Genomic DNA, 25642 nt, shown 5'->3' with positions numbered 1-25642 from the left:
CAGCCCAGGGAGAAAAAGCCATCCGCGTCAGGAGTGGGAGCACCATCGCGTCCGCAGGGTGGGGCCTCAAACAAAGCCAAAGACCCCTACCCCCTGGACTTGCCCAGAAGTGTAGGAGTCATCAGCCTCAGCTTTTGAGGTTAGAACCCTCTTCCTCTATAGAAAAATTCCAAGTGAGGCGGTTGCGGCGAACTCCATCGCCGGTTGCCGGAGCACTACTCGAAAGCTGACCGGCAACTTACTTGGCACCTAAGATATCACGCTTTGTCTTCCACTGCAATTAAGCGATAGGGGTGATCGGGACACCCAATAGAGCGATAGAAATCGCTGCACACATTGTGGGTGAGGCGGTCACTCATACCCCGGGTTACCTGCTGCACCACTTGATGGGCCACCCGATAAACCAACTTGCGGGGCAGAACCTGCAAAAACCTGGGCAAAGCCAGCCAGATCTCCAGATGAAGAGCCCAGTGAACACGGGTGGTGGGCAGGTCTTTCAGGGATCCCTGTAGCTCCTCCAGCTGGAAATCGGCTTGGCAGCTGACCCGGTAAGGCATTCCTTCATCGCCGGGCAACTCAATCGAGGTCAGACAAAACCGGTAATCTTTATCCGGCCAGATCTTGACCCCAAAACTGGGCTCCAGCTCAAACCCCAGCCCGCCCATGCGGAAAAACTGCAACCTGTAAGTCTCGGCAGACAAAGCTTCCACCTGCAATGGCCTGAAGCACCGCTGGATCCACTGGGCGTGGCCTCTCAGGTAACGGGCCAAGGTCTCCCGATCCGTCTCCAGATCCACTTGTCCACACCGCGTGGCTCGCAAATCCAGGTGGGCTTTGTCCAGAGAGGGATCCAGAAGATCAGGGGCGCCGCCTTCGGAGGACACGGCCCTTTCACTTGGCGGAACGGCGGGCTTGGAGCTGGCGATAGACATCCTTAATATCCACCTGATAATGAGCAAGAGCCACGAGGCAGTGGTACCAGAGATCGGCCATCTCACGGGCCAAAGCCACGCGGTCTTGATCCTTAGCCGCCATCACCACCTCAGCCGTCTCCTCGCCAAGTTTCTTCAAAATGGCATTTTCCCCCTTGGCTAGCAAGCTGCTGGTGTAGGAATCGGGACGGGGATCCGCCTGGCGGGCCTTCACCACAGCAAACACCTGAGACAGAGTATCTGCTGCCGGGATGGGATCCCTTTGATCCCCTGGCAGTGGGCGGAAGAAGCAACTGCGCGCCCCCGTGTGGCAAGCCGCATCTCCCACCTGCTCCACCAAGATCACCAGCGCGTCGCCGTCGCAGTCGTAGCGGATTTGCTTGACCCACTGCACATGACCGGAAGTTTCCCCCTTAGGCCACAGGGCCTGGCGAGACCGGCTCCAGAACCAGGTGCGGCCCGTTTCCAAAGTTTTCTGCAGCGACTCCCGGTTCATCCAGGCCACCATCAGCACCGTCCCATCCAGGTAGTCCTGCACAATGGCCGGGATCAGGCCCTGTTCGTTGTAGCTGAGGCTGCCCAGCCAGGTGATCTCCTCGGGCAGAAGCGATCGAGGGGGATCCGAGGAAGGGTTGAAGGCCAGAGCAGCAACCATAGAGCAGCGACCTGAAAAACCGCATTGAGAACAGGATAACAGAACCAGCCCTCGCCAAGATATCCTTGACAACCTCAGCCAAGGGGTACCAGTTCCCGTGCCGCCAGGGACAGGACCACCTCTTCTCCCTCACCGGCCAGAGTCACCAGCCAGCGGTCGCGGTTTTCACGGGTGAGGACGATCCCCAGCCTCCCCTTAACAGAAGGAGGATACAACAGCCGTACCCACATGCCCGGCTCGAGCTGGACAGCCGACCGCAGGGGATCAGCCGGGTTGCCGAGAATCCGCTTCTCCATTACCCAGGTCGCCCCAGGGTTCTCGGCCCCCCCTTCAGCAGCAGATGTCATGACCTCCCTCAGCACACCTCTCCTAAGCACCACCGGCAGGGTAAACAGCAAACTTAGCCCCCAGGGCTAGAGGCAAGCCGGACTTCTTCGGCCAGGATAGACCCTCTGTTGCGGAATGGCTGTATCGCAGATTACCGACTTAACCCGGAGGTCGGGCTGGGAGCACCGGTGTGGGGTTGGACAGAAGCGCTGGGCAGCAGCTTACGCTCCGGCTTGCGCTCTAGGAGCAAGGCTGACCGTTCCAAGCGCGTATCCACCAGTACCGAGGGAGAGGCCAAGTTAACGCGCTCCAGCAGGCGCTGCAGCAGTTGAGCATCGAGGATGTCCACGCTGTGGGGGGATGTCGCCGTTCCGGCCACCAGGGGGGTGGGGGTGGCTTGAGGAAGGGATCCCTCAGCAACAGGTTCTGACCCATCGCTGGGCTCTTTTAGCACCAATTCCGCCATTGCCTGGGCCACCTCTTGACCATACACCCCATCAGGGCCCGAAGGGAGTAGATCCAGCCGTCCCTGCTGAGCGGCCAAACGGCTCAACCCCAGTTGCACAGCTACCACCGCTGCCCCCCGATCCCCCCGCCTCAACGTGCGTTGGCCGGCCAGAATGCTCTTGAGTTGGGCTTTGGCCGCCTCTTGCTCGCTGCCGGGCAAAAGTTGCACCAGCCCCTCCAGCCGATCTCCCTCAGAGCCAGCCTTGGCCTCGGGAAGGGGATCCCTGGCCCAGAGGCGGTTCATGTCGTAGAGCAAGATGGCATGGGGCACAGGACGGCTGGGCTGGTTGGGACCGGCATGGCCGGTGGCGAGGATCTCCCCTTGGTAGACCAGGGAGGTGCTAAAGCCAGAGTCCAGCAGCACGGCTTCCCGGATCCCGGTTTTGGGCAGCAGACTGGCCAGGATGGCGGCGTTGACGTGGGTTTTGGTAACTCCGATCACCACCCGCTCCTGGTCATCTACCCCAAAGAAAGCTCTGGGGCGAAACTCAGCAGCGCTGGCAAGGCGGAACGAGTTGATCTCCGCCGGAGAGAGGGCATGGCCATCCTTAACCAGCCATAGACCGGCCACAAACAGATCCGTGACATCCGGCATCAACTGGCGGATGTTCTCCAAGTGGGTCATGGTGTCGGGATCAAAGGGCACAAAGCGGAGGCGATCCCTGCCCAGCAGCACCAGCGGCCGGCCGCGGATTGCCTGGTCATCTTCGGGACGACCGGGGATGAAGGTCTTGTGGTTGGCAGCCATCGCCGGCCCCACCATGACGTTGCTGGCGGAGTTGATCCAGGGGATGGAGAAGAAGCTGCCGTTAATGCCAGCATCGGCCTGGTAGCGCTGGACCAACGTCCTGACTTCGTAGCGCCGTTCTGCGTGCACTGTGGCTGCCCGTCCGCCGCGGATGGTGAGCACCCGCACCCCGTCAATGATCTCGTCGGTCAGAGCCAGAGGCTGCGTCACATCCAGCCAGTAGTCGAGGCTGCGGCTGAGGCTAAAGGTGCGGGCGCCAAGAATGGCCTCGGTGAGGCGAAACTGGTTAAAGCGCCGCACCTCCAGCAGGTTGGGCGATTGTCCTGTAAAACCGGGATCCATCGTAAAAGACATCCGGTAACCGGCATGGGCCAGGTATTGCTTCACCCGATCGTCCCGGTTGCCTTCGGGATAGGCAAAGTAGTGGATGGGGTGGCCCAGCTCCTGCTCCAGCTTGGTCTTGCAGTCGAACACTTCCCGCCGCAGACGGGCATCGTCTAGCACCCGCAGATCAGGAGGATGGTTGACGGTATGGGCGGCAAAGTCGATCAGCCCGCTGGCATCCATCTCCCGCATCTGATCCCAGGTGAAGTGATCCTTGCTGGTGGGCACGCCGACAAAGCCGGTTTGCACAAAGTAGGTGGCGGGGTAGTTGTACTCCTTCAAAAGGGGGTAGGCGTTTTCGTACAGGCCCAGGTAAGCGTCGTCAAAAGTGAGCAAAATGGCTTTTTCGGGCAAGGGATCCCCGTCCCGCAGGTGTTTGTACAGTTGGTCGATGTGGATGGGGGTAAGTCCTGCTTGTTTAATGGCCTCAAAGTGTTGCCGCAGCTCCGCCACCGTAGTGTCGAACCAGACCTGTTTGCGTCCGGCCACCACATCGTGGTACATGATGGCGGGCACATAAGAAAGGCTGGCCAAGGGATCCAAAGCAAAGGGATCCCGCTCCAGTTGGGTCTCTAAGGAGATGGGCAAGCGCTGTTGAGCCGCTTTAGCGTGGGCGCGGGGGGCAGGGATCTCCGCTAGAGGTGGCGATAGCCCTGGCAAGCGGCTGACCCAATCGGGATGAGCAGTTGCCCAGGCTACCAGGGCTCCAGTCCCAAACCCCAGCAGGATCACCAGCAAGCTGAAAAAGTGGAACGACCTAAGGCGAGACTTTGCCGGCGAACGTCGAGGGGGATGGGGAAAGCTCTGTCGTGAAGTGGGTGAGGAGTATGGCTGGGATCCCTTTGTTGACCCAGAGCCTGAGTAGCCTTGGGGTATCGACCCTCCCAAGCGCGTCGGCTGTCGTCGAGATGTCATGGCCTCACTCCCCACTCCCAATTGCAAAAGCTCAGCCCTCGCCGGAACGCCTTTTCCTACCCAAAGCCCACCCCCAGGACAGCAGGAAAAGGCAGCCTTCCAGGCAACGGCAAAACCAACGCCAGCCTACCACCCCATCCTCAGGTTGGGGATAGGGGAGAAATCGCCGCATGCTTTCTACAGGGATCCCTCGTTGAAATTGTTTGAACCAGAACGGCCTGGACGGGTGGCCTGAAAGAACCCAGAACCTCCCAGGAAGCCGCCCGCTACTCAAGGGTGCTTAGCAGATTGGACTCGGCAATGCTGACGATCTTGCCTCCCATTTGGGTGATCCGTTTCACTTCTTGGGAAAGGCGGCTGAAGGGCACTTTGTACTCGACAACGCTTCTGCGCACGCCTCCTCCCACAAGGCCGGATACCTTGATGGTGAAGATTTTATCGCTATTCGGCAGCCCTCCTTCTGAGCTGCTGGCCTGAGCGACCTCTGGTTCTGGGGCCGATGCCGCTTGAGGCGCGGTAGCAGCGCTCTCCCGCTCTAGGAGCAGCCTCCAACTGCGGGGATAGGCGGGGGCCAGACGATAGACCACTTTGTAGGACCCGGTCGCGTGGTCATCCTCGGACTCCACCTTCACCACAGTTCCCGCTGGAATGTCCAGCTTGGCCCCCTTAGACATGACTTTAATTCCCGGCCAATTGGTGGGCACATCCGTCAGCAGCTCGACCTCAAAGGCTTGATCCCCCAACAACAACTTGGCCATCTCAACAACTCCGTTTTGCTCAGCATTCAGTGGCGGGAGAGCCGCCCACAACCACAGCTTCATCGTCAAACATTCTACCGTTGCCAGGTGCCCACCAGAAACCTCCTGCAGGCAGGGGCTAAACTGCTGCCTCAAAAGGATTTGAGCTGCGCTCGATCTGAGTGGACAATTTGGGGATCACCTGCAGCTTGAACTGCTGTTCGAAGACTTTTTTCTTCTCGTTCAAGCTCCACAGCTCCAAGGCGCAGTCATCATTGGGATGCCTGGGATCCAAAATCAACTCCATGCGGCGGGGGCCTTCTCCCAAGAGCTGAAAACGGCAGTGCAGCGCTTGGATGGCTTGCAGACGGCGGCGATCCAGGGCACAAGCCATGCGCAGCAAGGGGCTCAGTTCCAAGACGATTTGGCGATCCCGTTCGTCGGTGAGGCGCTGAAAGTTTTCGTGCTTCTTCTTGGGAGGCGATTTGCGGTGGTAGCGGGCCAAGTTGGCGATCACTTCCACCTCTTCTTCATTGAAGCCCAACAGTTCCCCATGGCGAATCAGGTAGTAGGAGTGTTTGTGGTGGGCGGCATGGCTGATAAAGTGGCCGCAGTTGTGCAGCATGGCCGCTGACCAGAGGAGGGCCCGCTCGCGGGATCCCCAACCATGCAACAGGCCGCGGGTCTGGTCGAAGAGGCTGAGGGCAAATTCGGCCACCCGTTCGGCATAGGGCAGCTCCACCTGATATTTTTCCGCCAGCTTGAGCACACTGCGCCGCCGCACCGAGCTGTGGTAGCGCAGCCGATCCTCAATCAAGCCTTGGCCGATCATCCAATCCACGATCAGCCCTTCCCGCAAAGCCCGTTCGCAAAATTGAACCCGCTCTACCCCCAGCAGGCTCATCACTTCCTCTAGGATCAGGGCGCCGGCCAGGATGATCTCCCCCCGTCTTTCCCCTAGACCGGGAAGTTTTTGCCGTTCGGCCACCGTCAGGGATCGCAGCTCTTTGATGTAGCCGCGCAAGGCTTCCAAGCTGAACTCATACCCCTGCAGGCGACTGGGGGGAGCGCCCAAACGACGGCGGGCATCCCACTGGGCCAGGCTCTCGACGGTGCCAGAGGTGCCCACCAAAGGCAGGGATCCCTGTTGTTGTGAAGATGCGACGATCCGTTTCATCTGCTCAATGGGGGATTCCAGCATGCCGCGGATGTGCTGGCGCAGGGCTTGCAGTTCGCCAGAAGCGGGCGGATCGTGGTGCAAAAAAGCCTGGGTTAGACGCACAGCTCCCACCTTGATGCTGCGCAGAAACTCCGGCTCTTGGCCGTTGCCCAAGATCAGCTCGGTGGAGCCACCGCCGATATCCACCACCGCGTGCATCCGGTTGTGGAACTCCATCGCCGAGAGCACTCCCAGATAAATGCGGCGGGCCTCTTCCTGCCCCGAGATCAACTCCACCCGCAGGCCCAGCTCCCGTTCAATCCGCTTCAAAAACTCCGGCCCATTGGGGGCCTCGCGCACAGCACTGGTGGCCACCGCAACAATGGAATGCACCTGAAAGCTCTCGGCAATGCGGCAAAATCGTTCCAGGGCCACTCGGGCCCGCTCCATGGCTGCAGGCGTGAGGGCACCCGTCTGGTTGCAGTATTCCCCCAGCCGCACGGTGGCTTTTTCGCGGGAGATGATGGTGAAGCTGGGGATACGGGGATTGATGCGCACCACCACCATGTGGAGAGAGTTGCTGCCCACATCGATGGCCGCCAGAACGGGGGCAGCCCAAGATTCAGGACGAGAAGCCGGGCCGGTTTCGGAAACTGGGGGAGCAGAGGCGACAGGGCATTCCGTGAAGTCGGTGCGCGAAGAGATCATGGCTCGGGTGTGGGGGTCAACCCCTTTAGGATACTGTGTACTTTCCCCCCTTGTTCCGGGCCCAGTTGTCAGGTTTGCGATTGACTCGGCAAACAGGGGAATTGATTAGCTGGGGATCCCTGCCGCTCTCGCCCCAGCCTAAGATAGGGACACAGTATTTGATTTGTTTGTTTCAAAGTAGGTTCCGATGTCTCAGCCAGCCGAATCACCTCAGAAGGCCAACAGCACCCTCAAACTGCTGCGCACTCACGAGTCTCCCCAACTGGAGCGCATCCGCCACACCACTTCCCATGTCCTGGCTATGGCGGTGCAAAAGCTGTTTCCCAAGGCCCAGGTGACCATCGGCCCCACAACCGACTACGGCTTCTACTACGATTTTGACCATCCCGAGCCCTTCACGCCGGAAGATCTGGATCGCATCAAAAAAGAGATGCAGGCAATCATCAAAAAAGGTTTGCCGGTGATCCGCGAGGAGGTGAGCCGTGAAGAGGCCAGGCGCCGCATCGAAGCCCTCGGCGAACCCTACAAGCTGGAGATCTTAGACAGCATTCCCGAAGGGGAGGTCATCAGCATTTACCACTTGGGGGATGAATGGTGGGATCTCTGTGCTGGCCCCCACGTGGAAAACACCCGAGATCTCAACCCCAGAGCCTTTGATTTGCTCAGTGTGGCCGGCGCTTATTGGCGGGGGGATGAAACCAAGCCGCAGCTCCAACGCATCTACGGCACCGCCTGGGAGACCCCAGAGGAGCTGAAGGAATACAAGCGGCGGCTGGAAGAAGCCAAACGGCGGGATCACCGCAAGCTGGGCAAAGAACTGGGCCTATTTTTGTTTTCGGATGAGGTGGGGCCGGGCTTGCCCCTTTGGACTCCGAAAGGAACTACCCTACGCTGGGTGCTGGAGGATTTTCTCAAGCAGGAGCAGCTCAAGCGGGGCTACCTGCCGGTGGTTACCCCTCATATTGCCCGTGTGGACTTGTTCAAGATCTCCGGCCACTGGCAAAAGTACCGGGAAGATATGTTCCCCATGATGGCGGAGAATGAGCAGGATCGCGCAGCCGAACAGGGCTTTGTCATGAAGCCGATGAACTGTCCTTTTCACATCCAAATCTACAAATCCGAGCTGCGATCCTACCGCGATTTGCCCCTACGATATGCCGAATTCGGCACCGTCTATCGCTATGAGCAATCGGGGGAATTGGGAGGTCTGACGCGAGTGCGTGGCTTCACGGTGGACGATGCCCACCTGTTTGTCCGGCCCGATCAATTGGAGGAGGAGTTTCTCAAGGTTGTCGATCTCATTTTGGTGGTTTTCGATAAGCTCAAGCTCAAGGATTTTCGCGCCCGCCTCAGCTTCCGCGATCCCAAGTCGGACAAATATCTGGGATCCCCCGAAGATTGGGACAAAGCCGAAAATGCCATCCGTCGCGCTGTGGAGAAGTTGTCGATGCCCCACTTTGAAGGGATCGGAGAGGCAGCCTTCTATGGGCCGAAGCTGGATTTTATTTTCCGCGACGCGCTGGATCGGGAGTGGCAACTGGGCACGGTTCAGGTGGACTACCAAAACCCACAGCGCTTTGATCTGCAATACGTAGCTGAGGATGGATCCCGGCAGCGTCCGGTGATGATTCACCGTGCTCCCTTTGGCTCGCTGGAACGACTCATCGGCATTCTCATCGAAGAATACGCTGGGGATTTTCCCTTCTGGCTGGCCCCGGAACAGGTGCGCATTTTGCCCGTTTCCGATCAGTATTTGGGCTATGCCACCCAAGTGCGGGATCAACTGCGAGAACACGGGATCCGCGTCCACATCGATGCCGACAGCGATCGTTTGCCCAAAAAAATCCGCAATGCCGAGAAGGCCCGGATCCCCTTCATGCTGATCGTGGGGGAACAGGAACAAGCGGCAGGAACGGTGAGCGTGCGCCAGCGCCATGGACAGGAGCTGGGATCCCTGACGGTGGCAGATTTCCTAGCCCAGCTACAGGCACTTGACTAGCCCGAGCATTCGGGATCCCCGGCTTGCGGCAATTGGGTTTTCAGAACTTGGAGCTCAAGAAAGAGCCTGAGTTTCCCTTTCTCAAGGGAAGCCAAGGGGGCTCATTGAAATCAGGGTTTGGCCGACAACCCACCATGTTCTCTAGGGATTTTCTGGAGAGGATCCTGCAACGCTTTAGGAGCTGACGGCTAAATCGATCTGTCGCCGAATGGATTGGCCGTTACTTTGGTGAATTGATTGATAGTTACTTTGAATTGCAGTGAAATAGCCTGTCGATCTAAGCTCCTCATCTCCCGCTCTGCGATTGTAGATAACAGCACTATGAATTGTAGCTTTTACTACAGTATTAGCTTCTCTATTGGAGATAGGCTTTTGTGCATTCAAAGTCTGACCGCAGAGTGATGACTCAAGGATAGGATCCCATGCCCAAAACGCTGTTTAAAGTTGACCTGACTAAGCCAATGGATCAACAGGATCTACCGGGTCACAACCGCTGGCATCCTGATATTCCCGCTGTGGTTTCTGTAAACCCTGGCGAGGTATTCCGAATTGAGTGTAAAGACTGGACGGATGGGCAAATCAAAAACAACGATGATCCTTCCGACATTGAGCAGGTTGACCTAAGCGTTGTCCATGTTTTGAGTGGGCCTATTTGGGTTAACGGCGCCCAGCCTGGAGATATCCTGGTTGTCGATCTGTTAGACATTGGGCCACTGCCGGGAGACGAGTGGGGGTTTACAGGTATTTTTGCCAAAGAAAATGGAGGGGGATTCCTCACCGATCATTTTCCCAACGCGGCCAAAGCCATCTGGGATTTTCAAGGCATTTACACCACTTCCAGACACATTCCCCATGTGCGCTTTGCCGGCATCATTCACCCCGGCCTCATTGGCTGTGCCCCATCTCACGAGTTGCTGGCGGCTTGGAATAAGCGGGAAGCTGAGCTGGTCGCTTCGGCTCCCGATTTGCGCACTTACGGCGCGGGGCTATCCGGCAATCAGCCTGTGCTGGCCGCCTTGCCCAATCCCAAGAACGCAATTTTGGGAACTTTGCCCAAGTCAGAGTATGAGCGGGTTGCTGCTGAAGCGGCTCGGACGGTGCCCCCGCGAGAGCACGGCGGTAATTGCGATATTAAAAACCTGTCTAAAGGAACACGGATCTACTTCCCGGTTTACGTGGAGGGTGCCAAGCTGTCGATGGGAGATATTCACTTCTCGCAAGGGGATGGGGAGATCTCTTTTTGTGGCGCTATTGAGATGTCGGGCTACATCGATCTCCACGTCGATCTAATCAAGGGTGGTGTTGAGAAGTACGGATTGGTTAACCCCATTTTTAAGCCCGGCCCTGTTGAGCCACGTTACTCGGAATACCTTGTGTTTGAGGGCATTTCTGTGGACGAGCTTACAGGTAAGCAGCATTATATGGATGTTCACATTGCCTATCGACGCGCCTGCTTAAATGCCATCGAATATCTGAAAAAATTCGGCTTTACGGGAGAACAAGCTTATCTGCTGCTCAGTTCTGCACCGGTGGAGGGCAGAGTGAGTGGGATCGTCGATATTCCCAATGCTTGCTGTACGGTGGCTGTTCCTACGCAAATCTTCGACATAGATATTCTCCCTAGGTGAATGTTATCCGATGCCTCGTTCAAGGGGGTGGAATAGGAAGATGCCGCTGTATGAGTTTAAGTGTCAAACCTGTGGGGAGTTTGAGGTATGGCGGCCCTTATCTCAATATCGAGATCCGGCCTATTGTCCTTCTTGCAATCAGGAAGGGAAACGTCTCATTTCAGTTCCCATGGTTCAGCTTTCCAGCTCTTTGCCTATTTCAAAGGGGGGAAGAGAACCCAAACTGATCAAGCGTGAACAGCACTCAAATTCTGATCCAAACTCGCCAAAATATCGCTCCCAATCCTGTGGGCGACCTTGGATGTTGCACCATTAGTTATTAGACATAGTTGTTTCAGGCTAGGGTAAGACGCCTGGGCTATTGAAAAAAGCCTTCTGGCCCCGTGCATTATTGCTCCGCAGCGCTATTGCTATGCCTACGGCACCCTGACGGGAACCGCAACGCTGACGCGACGATGCGACGACGTAACGACGTGACCAACGTTTTAGGTGTGGGTGCAGTGTCCCAGTTTGAATCGAAATGACCATAGTGCTTAGAAAAAGAGAGACTCTCACAATACCCCCAGAAATGCTTTCCTCTGGCATGGCAGTTCACAACCTATGCTGGAAAAGGCGTTCAAGAAGCACCTCATGAGTGGGCCTGATCCTTCTTTGGCAGAGGGATCCCATCGCAGCGATATTGCCCTTCGCTTGCAGGGGATCACCAAGCGTTATCCTCTGGTGTTGGCCAACGACCACATCGATCTGGAGGTGCGTTGGGGAGAGATTCTGGCGCTGATGGGGGAGAACGGGGCGGGCAAGTCTACCCTGATGAAGATCGTCTATGGGTTGGTCAGCCCGGACGAGGGATCCATTCAAGTGGATGGGCAACCGGCCAAAATTCACAGTCCCGCCGATGCCATTCGGTTGGGAATTGGGATGGTGCATCAACACTTTATGTTGGTGGATCCCTTGACGGTTATGGAAAACGTGGTTCTTGGGGCTGAACCCGGCCATCTTTTTCAGGTCGATTTCCGTCGGGCCAGGGCTGAGGTGGCTCAGTTGATTGCCGAGATGGGCTTCCATCTGGATCCCGACGCCAGAGTGGAGGATCTGCCGGTAGGCCTACAGCAGCGGGTGGAGATCTTGAAAATGCTCTACCGCAAGGCCCGCATCTTGATTTTGGATGAGCCGACGGCAGTGTTGACTCCGCAGGAGGCAGGCGAGCTGTTTGCGTTTTTGCGCCGCTTTGCCCGGCGGGGGGGAGCTGTCATTTTCATCAGCCACAAGCTGAAGGAGGTAATGCAACTGGCCGACCGCGTCACCGTCATTCGGGATGGCAAGGTGGTGGCGACGTTGCCCACTGCCCAAACCGATGCCCAGGAACTGGCGCGGCTGATGGTGGGGCGGGAAGTCAGTCTGACCGTTGAAAAAAAGGCCGCTACCCCTGGGGAGGTGTTGCTGGATGTGCGAGATCTGTGGGTGGATATACCGGGGCGGAAGCCGGCGGTGGCGGGGGCGAGCTTCCAGGTACGTGCCGGCGAGATTGTGGGCCTTGCCGGTGTGGAGGGAAACGGCCAAACGGAATTGGTGGAGGCGATCACCGGCTTGAGAAGCTACCGCGGCCAAATTCGCTATGGAGCCGGATCCCTGTCTGCTTCGGCCCGACAGGTGCGTTGCTGGGGTCTGAGTCATATCCCCGAAGATCGCAATGTGAGAGGTTTGGTGCTGGATTTCCCCACCCGCGACAACCTGATCCTGGGGGATCACCATCAAAAGCCGTATACCGGCTGGTTGGGATTTTTTCGGGAAGAGGCCATTGACCAACATGCCCGCCAGGTGGTGGAGAGCTTCGACGTTCGCCCCCGCAGCATTTCCCTGACGGCCCGCCGCTATTCTGGGGGCAATGCCCAGAAGATCGTTGTGGGACGGGAGCTTTCCTGTGGATCCAAAGTGCTGGTGGCTGCCCAGCCGACGCGGGGGGTGGATGTGGGGGCCATCGAGGCCATTCATCGCCGCATCCTGCAGGCACGGGATCAGGGCATGGGGGTGCTGCTGGTATCGGCGGATTTGAATGAGGTGATCAGCTTGTCGGATCGCATTTTGGTGATCCATGAGGGCCGCCTGGTAGGAGAACTCAGGCCTGAAGAGGCCACCGAAGAGCGGATCGGGCTGCTGATGGGCGGGATCCAGCATTAGACGAGGCTGGGGGCAGCTTGAGAAGACCCTGCCGCCCGTTCTTGGGCTAGGGCTGCTCGCCGTTGCTCCAACTCTTGAGGAGAGATGCGCCCATAGGTCACGCTCATCTCGGCCAGCCGCTGGATCATGTCCTGCCGCAGCATCTCTTCGCGGTAGCGCCAGGCCCAGTTGTTCTCGGTGGTGCCGGGGAAGTTCATGCGCGCCTCTGCCCCCAGCCCCATCACATCCTGCAGGGGAATGATGGCCAGGTCGGCTACGGAAGAAAGGGCCAAGCGGATCAGATCCCAATGGATGCCCCCGGATCCCTGGCAGCCCAAATAGCGCAGCAGGTTTTGTTTTTCCCACTCCGAGCGATCCGGGTCATGAAACCAACCCACCACCGTGTTGTTGTCGTGGGTGCCGGTGTAAACGACAAAGTTGCGCTCATAGGCATGGGGCAAATAGGGGTTATCGGGCCCAGAGCCGAAGGCAAAGAGCAACACCTTCATGCCGGGCAAGCCAAATTGATCCCGCAGTTGCAACACCTCGGGCGTAATGTCTCCCAGATCTTCGGCAATCACCGGGATTTCCCCCAGCTTGTCGGCCAGGGCCTGAAAGAAATCTGCTCCCGGCCCTTTTTGCCACTCCCCTTCCACAGCCGTTTCCGCATCGCCCGGAATGGCCCAGTAGCTCTCGAAGCCGCGAAAGTGGTCGATGCGCACACAATCCACTTGCTTGAGAATGGCCTGCATGCGTTTGATCCACCAGTCGTAGCCACGGGCCTTGAGCACTTCCCAGTTGTAGAGGGGGTTGCCCCAGCGCTGCCCGGTGGGGCTGAAATAGTCCGGCGGCACACCGGCTACTTGTAAAGGCCGTCCCTGTTCATCCAGGTGAAACAGCTCCCGGTTGGCCCACACGTCGGCACTGTTGGGGGCAACATAGATGGGCACATCCCCGATGAGCTGCACTTGATGCCGATGGGCATACTCCCTCAAGGATCCCCACTGCTGGGCGAACAGATACTGCCAAAACATCTGCTCGGTAATGGCATCGGCATAGCGGTCGCGAGCCTCTTGCAGGGCCGGCGGATCCCGTCGCACCAAGGCCGGATCCCATTGGTTCCACTCTTGCTCGCCGTACACATCCTTGAGGGCCATGAACAGGGCATAGTCGGGCAACCAATCGGCTTCGGCAGCACAATAGGCTTGGAAGGCTTCCCAGTCGGCGGCGGACGCTTTTTCTTTGAAGGTTGCCCAGGCGCGGTGCAGCAGGCCCAGCTTGAAGGGGATCACGGTTTCGTAGTCCACCCGCTCGGCAGACCCGGCTTGGATCGTTGGCCATTGGGGCAGATCCTGCCAACTGTTGGGATCCAGCCAACCGGCCCCCACCAATAGCTCCGGGCTGATGAGAAGCGGGTTGCCGGCAATGGAGGAAAAGCTCATGTAGGGGGAGTTGCCCCAGCCGGTCGGCCCAAGAGGAAGAACCTGCCAGAGGCGTTGGCCGCTCTCCACCAGAAAGTCCACAAAGCGATAAGCCGATGGCCCCAGATCGCCGATACCAAATGGCCCCGGTAGCGAGGTGGGGTGCAGGAGGATCCCACTGAGTCTGCCCATGCGCATGGCCAAGCCCTTTTGCCCTAGGTGGTTTCACCGCCTATGCTGTCACTTCTGGAGCCACGGTGGACAGCTCCAGACAAGACAAAATTAGAACAAAGTTAAAAAATGAGCAGGATCCAAGGCCAAGACGCGCTTTTCCCTCTGGCCAGGGGATCCCGTCAGGGCGTCTCAGGAGCAGGGCAGGCTTGGGCATACCAGTCGTAGAGGCCATCACCGGTGGTGAGCCAAGTCTGAGGGCGAGATTGGATGTGCTGCAAGGCTTTTTTCAGGGATCCCATCCGCAGAGGCTGCCCGACAATGAAAGGATGTAGGCCGATGGCCATGACGCGGGGGGAGCGTTCCCCATCTTGCCACAGTTGATCAAACTGGTCGATGAGGGCTTGGGCAAAGGCTTCTGCCGGCAGGCGGGCGCTGAGGCAGAGGCTGATGTCGTTGGCCTCTAGAGTGTAGGGGATCCCCAAGAGGGGGCCGGCGGCAGTTGGGAACCAGTAGGGTTGGTCGTCGTTTACCCAGTCGGTGGTGTAGCGGATCCCGGCAGCCTTGAGCAGGTCAAAGGTGTTCTCGCTAACGGAAAACCCCGGCGTCAGCCAGCCCCAAGGGCGGGATCCCGACACCTTCTCCAAAAGGGACAAACTGCGCTCGATGAGCTCCTGTTCGACGTCACGGGCCAGGCCGCTGTGGCCGGTGGAGTTGTTCCAGCCGTGGGCCAACACCGACCAGCCGTATTGGCGGATCCCTTCGATGATGGGGGGGTAAAGATCCACCATTTCCGCATTCAAGGCCGCCGTCACCGGGATCCCCAGCTCGGCAAACAGCTCAAACAAGCGCCAAATGCCCACCCGATTGCCGTAGTCCCGCCAGCCATAGTTGGCGATCTCAGGGGAGCTGGTGAGATGGGGTTGAATGGCCGTGCCCAGCTTGCCAAAGGTGAAGTGCTCGATGTTCATCACCACGTACACGGCCACTCGCGCCCGATGCGGTAGGCTCGGCAGATTTCGGCTGGGCAGAGCTGAGTAGGCAGGGGGCAGCATGTCCGCTCTCCAAAGCTTTGATGCTCACCAAGGGGGCAGGCTAGTCCTTTGATTTTCCTGAGGTCAAGGCCCGATGGCAAGCCTGCACTTCTGGAAGGGTGAATAGGCGACGAAAGGGGATCCCTGCTTCTCGGCAGCGGTCTTCTGCCCCTTCCAGCCGATCCACCAAAGCCAGGATCCCTTCCGCCCGGTAGCCGGCTGCCCGCACCCGTTCGACAGCCTTCAAAGCAGAACTGCCGGTGGTCACCACATCTTCCAGGATCCACACCCGACTGCCCGCCGGCAACTCCGGCCCCTCGATCCAGGCTTGCGTGCCGTGCCCCTTGGGCTCTTTGCGCACGATCAAGGCGGGTAGGTTGGCGGGTTCAGCATGCAGAGAGACCAAACTCACCGCCGTCACCAAGGGATCCGCTCCCAGCGTCATCCCAGCCACTGCTTCGGTTTCGGGAGGCAACAGCCGGTGTAGCAGGGATCCCACCCAATAAGCCCCCTGGGGGTGAAGGGTGACCGGCTTGCAGTTGATGTAGTAGGGGCTCTTCTGTCCAGAAGTGAGGGTAAAGGAGCCTTCTCGATAGGCCAGTTGGGCGAGGAGATATAGCAGTTTCTCCCGCGCTTCTTCTGGGGAAAGGGTCAGGGGAGAGCAGTCAAGAAGCAACACAGCAGGGATCCCCTTGGTTCAATGGCTGGCCAGAAAGAGCACTCAGGACATTTTATTATCCGGCGAATCTCCACAGAATCCAGTCTCCCCTTTTCCGGCTTTGCGGGAGGGATCCCTGTCCCACAAAAGATACGCCTGTGTTGGCTGGGGTCGATGTTGCTAAAAAAAGCTGTAGCCTGCTGGATACCTGAAAATCTGTTCAAACAACCACCTGGGGCATCATTTGCTCAACCAACAGAAGCAACGTGTTGGCAACAGAAGATGGCTCTTGAGCATTCAAAGTGGTGTGCGGAACTGAACCGTCCTGATTCCCCAAAATTAACAAAATGTCTTCTGGATCCCAGGCATTGGGTTGATCGACGTGGGTGATCCCAATCACGTAGGGGGCGCTCGTCCTGGCCTTCATAAAAGATTGAATGGCTTGGGCATTGCGAAACTGGCCCGGCAGGTGCGCAGGCACCAGAAGAACATAGCCGTGGGCACGCTTAATCAAAATATCCCACATAAAGTTAAAGCGAGACTGGCCGGGAGTGCCGTAGAGATGCAGCCACATCTCTTCTTCCTCCTCTCCAATTCTCAAGCGGCCGAAGTCCATGCTTACCGTCGTGGTTTTCTTCAGCTCTGCCACCTCGTCCGTTGCTTTGCAATCGGTGTCTACTACCTCAATCTCGCTAATCGTGCGAATAAAGGTAGACTTTCCAGCTCCCACCGGCCCTGTTACAACAATTCGCAAGATATTTCCCATAAACCAGCCTCAGACTAAGCTCTAGCGACAAAGCTGAATAAAACTCGGGGGAGTGCACCGATGTGCCGCACGGGAGGTAAAGCTATCTCCAGGTTGCTTCTAAGATAATCTAAAAAAGATACCAACGCCAGCTCTGCTCCAGAGGGATCCCAGAAACTCAAGCACCTCAGCCCAAGAAGGTAGAGAAATTAAGCAAGTAGAGTAAGCAAGAGCCCACTCTAACTCAAACAACTCAAATTAAACTGTTGGCACCATTGGCAATTAACCGTTTGAATAAAGCCTCGCTCATGCCTGTTTCCTGTTGCACGGCGTTATAGGCCACCTCAAGGTAAGCTTGCTCAATAAAAGAGAGGTCAATCATGCAAACCTTGCTCAAGCTGGTGCGCAACTGTTCAGGCTTGCCTTCTTTCGCCAACTGCCGACTCACCTCCTGCACAACTGTGGCCATAGCAGGTACAACATGTTGGGGGCCGATGCCAACGCGCACATGAACTATGCCGATTTTCCAGCGGCGATCCGCATACTGGGGGCCCCAATTGTCCATGCCCGTGAACATTTCCTTGAACCAGTCAGCAAAAGTTTGGCCCAGCCGCTGCCGGTTATGCTTGGCAATGACAGCTGCCATCTCAGCATCGCGATCGAGGTAGTTGTAAAACGTATCCGACATTTCTGCAGCAATGCTGCTGCCCCAGTCGGCGCTTTGCTGCAAAATTTTCTTGTCATCATCTGTGAATTGCGTGCGTGAGATCAGGACTTGGAGCAGCTCAGAAGGTTTAATGGCCATACTTCCCTCAACGTCAGGACAGAATCAAAAACTTAGCCTCCACATTTGATTTTCTTACTTCATTGCCTCTGCAATGCTTGCCGCGACTCGCTTAATTTCCAAAAAAAGCAAGCCCTGCTTGACTTCATGACTGGCAATTGTCAGCAAGACGGCATCGGGGCCACAACTGGTTAAAACCCCGTACCCTTTTTCCCCCTGTACAAAAACTCTCTCTATGGCTCCGCGCCCTAGCTCTCTCCCAATCCGTTCGCCCAAAGAAAGCATGGCAGCCGACATAGCAGAGGTTCTCTCTTCATCCATACCCACAGGCAGTGTGGAAGCCAAAGGTAACCCGTCAGGGGTGACCACTGCTGCTCCCTGGACTTCCGGTGTGTTGGCAACATAGCTCTGGAGGATCGCCTGCAAAGAGGACAGATTAGCCATCCTATATCTCCCTGCTGATTCCCTATTTCTAATGTTTCTACCCGAAAACCGAAAACATGACCGCAAATGTCCTTATGCTTTTACTTTTCGCGAATGCCCTTGAGGAGGGTGGCCAATCGACTGACCAGAGAAGGCTTGACGGGGCCGCTCTCATCCTGAAAACCGGGCACCCTTGCCCCCAGCCTCTCCCTCACCGGCTCGGGATTCACCTCCTCAGCAATCGACTTGGACAGCTCCCAGTGACCAGACCGAGCCAGAACCGTTGGCCCCTCACAGGGACTGATCAACCCCAGCTTGGCCAGACGGGCACAGGCATAGCGCACCTCCAGCAGGTCTGCCCCCAGTGCTTGAGCCAAAGCCGTCAGCTTGCGAGAAGGCGACACCTGCTCCAGGATCCCCCACTCCAGCGCAGAAAGCTTGAACAGAGGCAGTTCGGTGCTGGTACGCCAAAAGCAGCTATCAGGCTCTGGCAGGTCTTTTTCGGGGCGCTGGTCTAGCTTGAGCTGCTGCAGGGCTTCCAGGACAGCAGCGGTGGCGCCTTTGCTCAGGCCGGTCATTTCTCGATAGGGCATGGGCACGTTGGGCAGGAAGCTGAACTGGCCGGATTCGAGGGCAAAGAGGCTGTAGAGTCCCACCTGCAGTTGATGGCGAAAGAGCTTGGCCAAATCTACGGGCGAGATCAACCCTTGCCGCTGCAGGCAACGCCCCAGAGGCTCTTCCGAGCCGCAAAAGGAAGCCAGCTTTTCGACCACCCGCTCGCTCACCAAACCAGAGTCGGCTAGCAGGCTCTCCAGGCGGTGCTCTTTTTGAGGTGGCAAGGCAGCGATGACCCGACCCTGATAAAACCAGATCCTGTAGATGCCGCCGGGCGCCCAGATACAGAGCTGTCCTGTTTTGCTGCCTCTCTCGATCAGCTGCAACAGATCGGGCAAGGAAAATTCTTGGAGGTCTCCAACTATGGCCATAAGAACTCTCTATGAACCTCGCTTCGATGGAATGGGTAAAAAATCAATGCTTCAGTGATTTTTTGGACATCCCTATTCTTGTACATGTACTCTCGGACAACAACCGTGTATCAACGGCTGTGTTCTTTGTAGCTAGGTACTCTGCGCGCCAGCAGTTACACTTACTATCCGGGAAAATCTATCAAGGAATACAATTAGGCAGCACTCGGAAGCCCTTCACAGAAGAGTTCTAGTTTCCTTTGTTTCAGCTTTGTGTTGGATCATGTCGCTTCGTAAGATAGAACTCCTATTTTTGCTTTCTCTGTGAGCGGAAGTTAGAGAAAAGTTATAGACCCTTCCAAGTTCTTTACAAAGCCAGAAGAAAGCCAGAAGATTGTTTTTTTCCGTTAGGTTTGCCTCACTTTTCGCGCATGCCCTTGAGGAGGGTGGCTAATCGACTGACCAGAGAAGGCTTGACGGGGCCGCCCTCATCCTGGAGACCAGGCACCCTTGCCCCCAGCCTCTCCCTCACCTGCTCAGGATTTGCTTCCTCAGCCACCGACTCGGACAGTTGCAAGCGACTGGCCGAAGAAGACCGAGCCAGAACCGTTGGGCCCTCACAGGGACTGATCAACCCCAGCTTGGCCAGACGGGCGCAGGCATAGCGCACCTCCAGCAGGTCCGCCCCCAGTGCTCGAGCCAAAGCCGTCAGCTTGCGGGAAGGCGACACCTGCTCCAGGATCCCCCACTCCAGCGCAGAAAGTTTGAACAGAGGCAGTTCGGTGCTGGTACGCCAAAAGCAACTATCGGGTTCGGGCAGGTCTTTTTCGGGCTGCTGCTCTAGCTTGAGCTGCTGCAGGGCTTCCAGGACGGCAGCGGTGGCGCTTTTGCTGAGGCCAGTCATTTCTCGGTAGGGCATGGGCACGTTGGGCAGGAAGCTGAACTGGCCGGATTCGAGGGCGAAGAGGCTGTAGAGTCCCACCTGCAGTTGATGGCGAAAGAGCTTGGCCAGGGCTGCTGGGGTAATCAACCCTTGCCGCTGCAGGCAACGCCCCAGAGGCTCCTCCAAGCCCCTAGCGACCAACTGGCTGACCACCTGCTCGTCCACCAAGCCAAAGCGCGTCAGCAGGCTTTCCAAACGATGCTTTTCTTCAGGGGTGAGGGCGGCGACCACCCGACCTTGGTAAAACCAAATCCGCTGAATGCCATTGGGTGCCCAGATGGATAATTGCCCTGCTTTCTTACCCTTTTCCATTAAATGTAACAGGTCGCATAAGGAAAATTCCTGAAGATCTCCAAGCATCGCCATACTTTTGCTCCCTTCACCGCTGCAAGATGCGCTTTCTCAGTATTTTCACGGTTTTTGCTTTGCTAAGCAAGAAACCAGAAGATGCGCTTACAGCTTGGTTTCGGCCTAATCTTACAACCAAATCCTCAAAAGTTAAAGCGGATTAATCTTTTTAATCAAATGTAACCGAAGTTGCCGAATTTTTGGCTTGGACGCAGCGGAAATTGTGTCAGAAGCTCGGTAAAACCTCGGAAGACTTAACGATCGATACTTAGTCATTCGTAATTTTTAACACTTTTTTAGCTGCGGCTACTCGAAGATCTACGGGGTACAAAAGTTCGTCTCAAGAGGAGTGAATTGAGGATTACACTGAGGGAACTCAAGGCCATGAGACCCCCAGCGATTGCCGGGCTAAGCCCAATGCCAAAGGGGGGTAGGAGCACGCCTGCTGCCACCGGGATCCCCACCAGGTTGTAGCCGACAGCCCAGAGGAGGTTCTGCTGGATCTTGCGGAAGGTGGCGCGGCTGAGGCGGATAGCTTCCACCACATCCCAGAGGCGGTTGCGCATGAGGATGATATCGGCGGTTTCTAAGGCCGCATCAGTGGCTGAGTGCAGGGCGATGCCCACATCGGCTTGGGCCAAAGCCGGAGCGTCGTTAATGCCATCGCCCACCATGGCCACCCTCTGACCCTGGGCCTGCAGATCTCGGATGACTTGAGCTTTGTCTGCCGGGTGAACCTGGGCGATAACGCGGAGACCTGGCACTTGCAGAGCTTCGGCTACCTGCTTGGCCACCTCCGCCCGATCGCCGGTTAGCAAAACCACCTGCAGGCCCATTTTCCGGAGCTGTTGCAGCGTTGCCTGCGCATCGGGCCGCAAGGGATCCTGGGCTGCCAGCAGCCCCACCAGGGATCCCTCTACAGCCACGCCCACCACCGTTTTGCCGGCTGCCAGTAGCGCCTCGGCCTGGGCCTGCGCCTCTGGGGAAATTGGGATCCCCAAAGCAGCCAGCCCATCCAGGGATCCCAACACCACTTCCTGCCCTTCCACTTGGGCGGCGACTCCTATCCCCGGTTGGGTTTGAAACTCGCCGGCGGAGAGCAACGGCAAACCCTGGGTGCGGGCGGCTTGCAAAATGGCTTGCGCCAGAGGGTGGCGAGTGCCGCTTTCCACTGTGGCCGCCAGTTGGAGTAGGCGATTGGGATCCAGGGAGGGGTCAAGGCTGAGACAGTCCGTCAGGTGGGGATCCCCTTGGGTGAGGGTGCCGGTTTTGTCGAAGACCACCGTTTGCAAGCGATGGGCTTTCTCCAGAACATCTCCCCCTCGGATGAGCAAGCCCCGCTCGGCTCCCAGCCCGGTACCCACCAGGATGGCCATCGGCGTAGCCAATCCCAAAGCACAGGGGCAGGCCACCACCAAAACGGCAATGGCCATCTTGAGGCTGCTGAGCAGGGGTGTGGGGTGAGGGGGATGGTCACCCAGATGCAGATGGGCGTGCAGGCTGAACCCCGCCAGGACGAAGTGCTCCGCACCGCCGCTCCCCCAAAGCGGGATCCCAATCCAGTACCAGAACCCAAAGGTGAGAATGGCCAGCGTGACCACCCCATAGGTGAAGTAGCCCGCCACCTGGTCGGCTATCCCTTGGATGGGGGCCTTGCGAGCTTGGGCCTCTTCCACCAGGCGGATGATCTGGGCCAAGGTGGTGTCTTTCCCGGTGCGCGTCGCCCGGCACAGCAGCAACCCCGATTGGTTCAGCGTTCCCGCCACCACGGGATCCCCCGCTTGTTTCAGCACCGGCAAGGGTTCCCCTGTCAGCATCCCCTCGTTGACCGTGGCCTGGCCGGCAATGACTTCTCCATCCACCGGGATCTGTTCGCCGGCTCGCACCTGGAGCCAATCCCCCACTCGCACCTGTTCGACAGGGCACCATTCTCCGGTTTGGGATCCCAGATCCAGGTTCCCCTCTGGGCTGGAAGCCAGAGATCCCGCCTTCTCTGCAGGCTGAACCCGCCGAGCCAAACTGGGACACAAGCTCACCAGCGATTGCAGGCTGCTGGCCGCCCGCAGGCGGCTGTGCTGTTCCAAGGCCCGTCCCAACAGGATGAAGCTGAGCATCATGACGGGCTCGTCGAAAAAGCACTCCCAGCCCACCTGAGGGGCCAGCAACCCCACCAGACTGGCCAGGTAGGCCGATCCGGATCCCAAGGTAACCAAGGTGTTCATGTTGGGGGCCAGCCGCCGCGCCCCTCTCCAACCATCCAGGACAATGCCGCGAGCTGGGCCGACAAAAGTCAAGGTCGCCAAGCCCCAGTGCAGCCAGACATCATTAAGGAGGGGCAAGCCCAGACGGGCGAAGAGATCCAAGTGTCCGGCGGCAGAAATCAGCAGCAAAAAAGCGGCGGTGAGCGCTTGGCGAATGTGGTGTCGGGTCTGCTGTCGCTGCCGAGAGAGGGGATCCGCAGGCACATCCAAGGCTTCTTCCCACCCACCGGGAGGGGAAGAGGGATCTTGAGAGTGCTCCGCACCGCTGACGCGAACGGAACTCCCGCCGGAGAGGGCCTCACCCTCTGAACTGTAGCGGCTGGGAAACCCTGCCTCTGTCAAAATCTGGGCCAGGTGCTGCGGGTCGGGCCGGATCCCAGGGGCAAACTCCACAAGGGCCGACTCGGTAACCAGGTTAACGCTGGCCTTAACCACCCCCGGCTGTCTCAGCAGGGCCTGCTCAACGGTGCGAACGCAGCCGGCACAACTCATGCCCCCCACGTGGAGAATCAGGGATCCCGCCTGAGAAGGCGCTGTGGGCCCATTCTGGTCAGCCGGATCCCTTGGCCTGTCTGCCTTATGGGCCTTATGGGTCAGAGTGCTCCGCACCGCTGACGCAATTGCATCTGTAATGGCCATCTTTGTCCTCCCGTGGTTGACAGACTCCTGGCCCTACTGGCTGCGGTAGGACAGAGCTCTAAATCTCATTTTTTGCCAAACTCAGTTCCAGGATCCCGGCAATCTGGGCAAGGGTACGGGTTAGGCAGCGCGGGCAGGCGGGGACATAAAGCTGGGGGGAATGGACTCGGGAACATACCTTTGCAAAATATCCTCGATGGTCTGCATCGCTTCCGCATCCAGCGACCAGCCCCAAAGGCCGGATATTGCCTCCAGATGATGGGGTTTGCGCGCCCCCCACAGTGCCACACTCACCCCTGGTTGATCCAGCAGCCAGCGCACCGCCAACTGAGCCAAGGTCTTGCCATAGCGATCCTGAGCAAACCGGCTCAATGCCTCTGCCGCCTTTAGGTACTGGGAGTAGCGCGGTTCAACAAACTTGGGATCGATCCCGGCGCGCATGTCCCCTGGGGGGAAGGTGGTTTGCGGCGTCATCCGTCCGCTCAGCAGACCTCGGCAGAGGGGGCTGTACACCAAGGTGTGAATGCCGTGCTGATACATTTACGCTGAACACTGCTGAACATCACTGTTCAACTATGCAGCGATAGCATTCCGTTTGTTTCCAACCAGAATGGCGGTATCCCGCAAAGCTTTGAGTAGAATACCCAAAGCGCAGTTTCCGTGTCGTCTTACTACCAATTTTCTGCTTTGCTTTGGCTACCATGTTGGCAGACTCGAAAGTAAACAGAAAGATCAACTGGTAGTAATCCGTACTGAACATATTATACATTATTTTCAGTATAGTTGAGCTTATTATTGACTAGAGTCATGCTCTCGACAGTAGGGCAAGACCTCTGCTTCAATCTGCCGCTCGAACAGGTTGTAGGGGGGCTGGGCGGTGTGCAGAGGAGCCACCTGGCGAAACCGATCCATCTGTTCTGGGGAAAAGTTGCTGACCCCAATGGCGCGGATCTTGCCTTCCTGCAGCAGGCGCTGGAAAAAGGCGGCTGTTTCCTCCAGGGGCTCTAGGGGATCTGGCCAGTGTACCTGGTAGATGTCAATGACCTCCGTCTGCAGGCGGCGGAGGGAGTTTTCCAAATCCTGAGCTAGCCAACTGAGGCTGCAGTTGCGCACCACCTTGCCGTTGACCCACTGCAGGCCGGCCTTGGTGGCAATGACTAGGCGATCCCGGCAGCCGGCATCCCGGATGGCCCGTCCCAAAAGCACTTCCGAAAGGCCGCGGCCGTAGGCCGGAGCGGTGTCAAAGAGGGTGATGCCTAGGTCAATGGCCTTGCGGAGAGTGGCGTAGGCCTCCTCAGGATCTGCTGGCCCCCACCAATCCCCCGTCATGCTCCAGGTGCCCAGCCCCACGCGGCTTAGTTTTAGCCCTGTCTCGGCAAGATCGATGAACTCCATGGCAACTTCTGCGAGGCGGTCTCCTCCCGCATGCTAGCAACCGTCAGCAGGTGGGCAGTCCCCCTTGCGCCAACGACCTCCCTGATACATTTACGCTGAACACTGCTGAACATCACTGTTCAACTATGCAGCGATAGCATTCTGTTTGTTTCCAACCAGAATGGCGGTATCCCGCAAAGCTTTGAGTAGAATACCCAAAGCGCAGTTTCCGTGTCGTCTTACTACCAATTTTCTGCTTTGCTTTGGCTACCATGTTGGCAGACTCGAAAGTAAACAGAAAGATCAACTGGTAGTAATCCGTACTGAACATATTATACATTATTTTCAGTATAGTTGAGCTTATTATTGACTAGAGTCATGCTCTTTTAGCTGCCTTGGGAAACAGCAACCAGGCTTTTTCCTCTGCTTGTTGGGGAGAGAGGCTCAGTAGAGTAGTGATTCCAGCTAGATCACTCACTGGTAGAGGAACTGCCTATGAGATCCCTTTTCCCTCTCTGCCTGGCCGGAGCGCTGCTCTGGGGATCCTCGCTGCCCGCCCAGACCCAGGGGATTAGGCCCCTCTTTCCCGAACCTTCCCAAACCCCGCTGCCCCCCAGTCCCGATATTCCCACCCTGCCCATCGTGCCGGATCCCCGGCCTGTGCCGGCAACCCCTGCTCCCCAGCGACCGCTGCCCAGGGGGAGTTTTGAGGAGATCAGCCGCTACTTCCGGGATCTCAACCGCGCCAAAAACCTGGCCCGTCAAGCTGCCGAGATCGCCAATGGGGGCCTACAGCGCTATCGCGCCGAAGCTTCCATGCACGGGGCAGCCATCGACTCGCCGTTTGAAGAGTTTGAAGATGCTTGGATCTTCACCTTCCGGGGGGGAGAGCCCGGCTTTGTCCAGCCCAGCATTGAAACCCAGGTGCGGGTGGACAGGCGCACCTTTCAAACCACCATCCTCTACAACGGCCCCATCCGCTCTCTGCGCTGAGGGGTCCCTGGCATAATCAAAAGGCAA

At 57.7% G+C, this 25642-nt stretch carries 22 protein-coding genes, 2 pseudogenes and 1 riboswitch; of the genes and pseudogenes, 5 read left to right on the top strand and 19 right to left on the bottom strand.

Features of this window, described 5'->3' with window-relative positions; translation table 11 throughout:
* Positions 1-105: 105 nt before the first annotated feature.
* Positions 106-211: riboswitch (Fluoride riboswitch) on the bottom strand.
* A 46-nt stretch (positions 212-257) separates the two neighbouring features.
* From ACVWZ1_RS02800 to ACVWZ1_RS02775, 6 genes are all read right to left on the bottom strand, one after another.
* Complete coding sequence (locus ACVWZ1_RS02800; protein ID WP_457502458.1) at positions 258-884, bottom strand: DUF1997 domain-containing protein; 627 nt, start codon at positions 882-884, stop codon at positions 258-260.
* A 7-nt stretch (positions 885-891) separates the two neighbouring features.
* The gene (gene hisIE, locus ACVWZ1_RS02795; RefSeq protein ID WP_457465981.1) at positions 892-1587 is read right to left on the bottom strand and encodes a bifunctional phosphoribosyl-AMP cyclohydrolase/phosphoribosyl-ATP diphosphatase HisIE; all 696 of its coding nucleotides are present in this window, start codon (positions 1585-1587) and stop codon (positions 892-894) included.
* Positions 1588-1661: 74 nt separating this feature from the next.
* Complete coding sequence (locus tag ACVWZ1_RS02790; RefSeq protein WP_457465983.1) at positions 1662-1934, bottom strand: hypothetical protein; 273 nt, start codon at positions 1932-1934, stop codon at positions 1662-1664.
* 131 nt (positions 1935-2065) lie between these two features.
* The gene (locus ACVWZ1_RS02785; protein WP_457502457.1) at positions 2066-4468 is read right to left on the bottom strand and encodes a polysaccharide deacetylase family protein; all 2403 of its coding nucleotides are present in this window, start codon (positions 4466-4468) and stop codon (positions 2066-2068) included.
* A gap of 266 nt (positions 4469-4734) precedes the next feature.
* Positions 4735-5226 (bottom strand): phycobilisome linker polypeptide, encoded by a 492-nt coding sequence (locus ACVWZ1_RS02780; protein WP_457465986.1) that lies wholly within the window; start codon positions 5224-5226, stop codon positions 4735-4737.
* 118 nt (positions 5227-5344) lie between these two features.
* Positions 5345-7072, bottom strand: coding sequence for a Ppx/GppA phosphatase family protein (locus ACVWZ1_RS02775; protein WP_457465988.1), 1728 nt, complete (start codon positions 7070-7072; stop codon positions 5345-5347).
* 187 nt (positions 7073-7259) lie between these two features.
* Between ACVWZ1_RS02775 and thrS the strand changes: the two genes are divergently transcribed.
* The 4 genes from thrS to ACVWZ1_RS02755 all read left to right on the top strand — a co-directional run bounded on the left by thrS (position 7260) and on the right by ACVWZ1_RS02755 (position 12877).
* Positions 7260-9071 carry a threonine--tRNA ligase gene (gene thrS / locus ACVWZ1_RS02770; protein ID WP_457465989.1) on the top strand — a complete coding sequence of 604 codons (1812 nt, stop codon included), beginning with the start codon at positions 7260-7262 and terminating at the stop codon, positions 9069-9071.
* A gap of 422 nt (positions 9072-9493) precedes the next feature.
* Complete coding sequence (fmdA, locus tag ACVWZ1_RS02765) at positions 9494-10699, top strand: formamidase (protein WP_414341590.1); 1206 nt, start codon at positions 9494-9496, stop codon at positions 10697-10699.
* A 10-nt stretch (positions 10700-10709) separates the two neighbouring features.
* A complete protein-coding gene (locus ACVWZ1_RS02760; RefSeq protein WP_414341588.1) occupies positions 10710-11015 on the top strand; it encodes an FmdB family zinc ribbon protein in 306 nt (101 codons plus the stop codon).
* Between the two features lie 314 nt (positions 11016-11329).
* Positions 11330-12877, top strand: a complete 1548-nt coding sequence (locus ACVWZ1_RS02755; protein WP_457465990.1) for an ABC transporter ATP-binding protein — start codon at positions 11330-11332, stop codon at positions 12875-12877.
* On the opposite strand, the gene malQ is transcribed toward ACVWZ1_RS02755, so the two are convergent.
* The 13 genes and pseudogenes from malQ to ACVWZ1_RS02690 all read right to left on the bottom strand — a co-directional run.
* Entirely contained in the window at positions 12874-14475 is a 1602-nt protein-coding gene (gene malQ, locus ACVWZ1_RS02750) for a 4-alpha-glucanotransferase (protein WP_414374488.1), read from the bottom strand. The two genes, ACVWZ1_RS02755 and malQ, sit on opposite strands and share 4 nt — an antisense overlap.
* Positions 14476-14630: 155 nt before the next feature.
* Positions 14631-15503 carry a polysaccharide deacetylase family protein gene (locus tag ACVWZ1_RS02745; protein ID WP_457502456.1) on the bottom strand — a complete coding sequence of 291 codons (873 nt, stop codon included), beginning with the start codon at positions 15501-15503 and terminating at the stop codon, positions 14631-14633.
* Positions 15504-15543: 40 nt separating this feature from the next.
* Complete coding sequence (gene pyrE, locus ACVWZ1_RS02740; protein WP_457502455.1) at positions 15544-16161, bottom strand: orotate phosphoribosyltransferase; 618 nt, start codon at positions 16159-16161, stop codon at positions 15544-15546.
* 199 nt (positions 16162-16360) lie between these two features.
* Complete coding sequence (locus ACVWZ1_RS02735; RefSeq protein ID WP_457502454.1) at positions 16361-16906, bottom strand: GTP-binding protein; 546 nt, start codon at positions 16904-16906, stop codon at positions 16361-16363.
* Between the two features lie 232 nt (positions 16907-17138).
* A complete protein-coding gene (locus ACVWZ1_RS02730; protein ID WP_457394644.1) occupies positions 17139-17690 on the bottom strand; it encodes a protoglobin domain-containing protein in 552 nt (183 codons plus the stop codon).
* A gap of 54 nt (positions 17691-17744) precedes the next feature.
* Positions 17745-18113, bottom strand: coding sequence for a roadblock/LC7 domain-containing protein (locus ACVWZ1_RS02725; protein WP_011433098.1), 369 nt, complete (start codon positions 18111-18113; stop codon positions 17745-17747).
* Positions 18114-18193: 80 nt separating this feature from the next.
* Complete coding sequence (locus ACVWZ1_RS02720; RefSeq protein WP_457502453.1) at positions 18194-19078, bottom strand: DUF4388 domain-containing protein; 885 nt, start codon at positions 19076-19078, stop codon at positions 18194-18196.
* Positions 19079-19475: 397 nt separating this feature from the next.
* The gene (locus ACVWZ1_RS02715) at positions 19476-20312 is read right to left on the bottom strand and encodes a DUF4388 domain-containing protein (RefSeq protein WP_457502452.1); all 837 of its coding nucleotides are present in this window, start codon (positions 20310-20312) and stop codon (positions 19476-19478) included.
* Positions 20313-20644: 332 nt separating this feature from the next.
* Positions 20645-23248, bottom strand: a complete 2604-nt coding sequence (locus tag ACVWZ1_RS02710) for a heavy metal translocating P-type ATPase (RefSeq protein WP_457502451.1) — start codon at positions 23246-23248, stop codon at positions 20645-20647.
* A 120-nt stretch (positions 23249-23368) separates the two neighbouring features.
* Positions 23369-23788, bottom strand: coding sequence for an aldo/keto reductase (locus ACVWZ1_RS02705; RefSeq protein ID WP_457502450.1), 420 nt, complete (start codon positions 23786-23788; stop codon positions 23369-23371).
* A 33-nt stretch (positions 23789-23821) separates the two neighbouring features.
* A pseudogene (locus ACVWZ1_RS02700) lies at positions 23822-24005 on the bottom strand (hypothetical protein); the annotation flags it as partial.
* Between the two features lie 35 nt (positions 24006-24040).
* Positions 24041-24643, bottom strand: a complete 603-nt coding sequence (locus ACVWZ1_RS02695) for an aldo/keto reductase (protein WP_457403462.1) — start codon at positions 24641-24643, stop codon at positions 24041-24043.
* 123 nt (positions 24644-24766) lie between these two features.
* Positions 24767-24950, bottom strand: a pseudogene (locus ACVWZ1_RS02690) (hypothetical protein); the annotation flags it as partial.
* A gap of 167 nt (positions 24951-25117) precedes the next feature.
* On the opposite strand from ACVWZ1_RS02690, the gene ACVWZ1_RS02685 reads away from it, so the two are divergent.
* Complete coding sequence (locus ACVWZ1_RS02685; RefSeq protein ID WP_414382123.1) at positions 25118-25615, top strand: hypothetical protein; 498 nt, start codon at positions 25118-25120, stop codon at positions 25613-25615.
* Positions 25616-25642: the final 27 nt, after the last annotated feature.

The organism is Thermostichus sp. MS-CIW-25 (assembly GCF_054060015.1).
The sequence above is the reverse complement of the archived record's forward strand: the minus strand, read 5'-3'. Positions and strand labels throughout refer to the sequence as shown.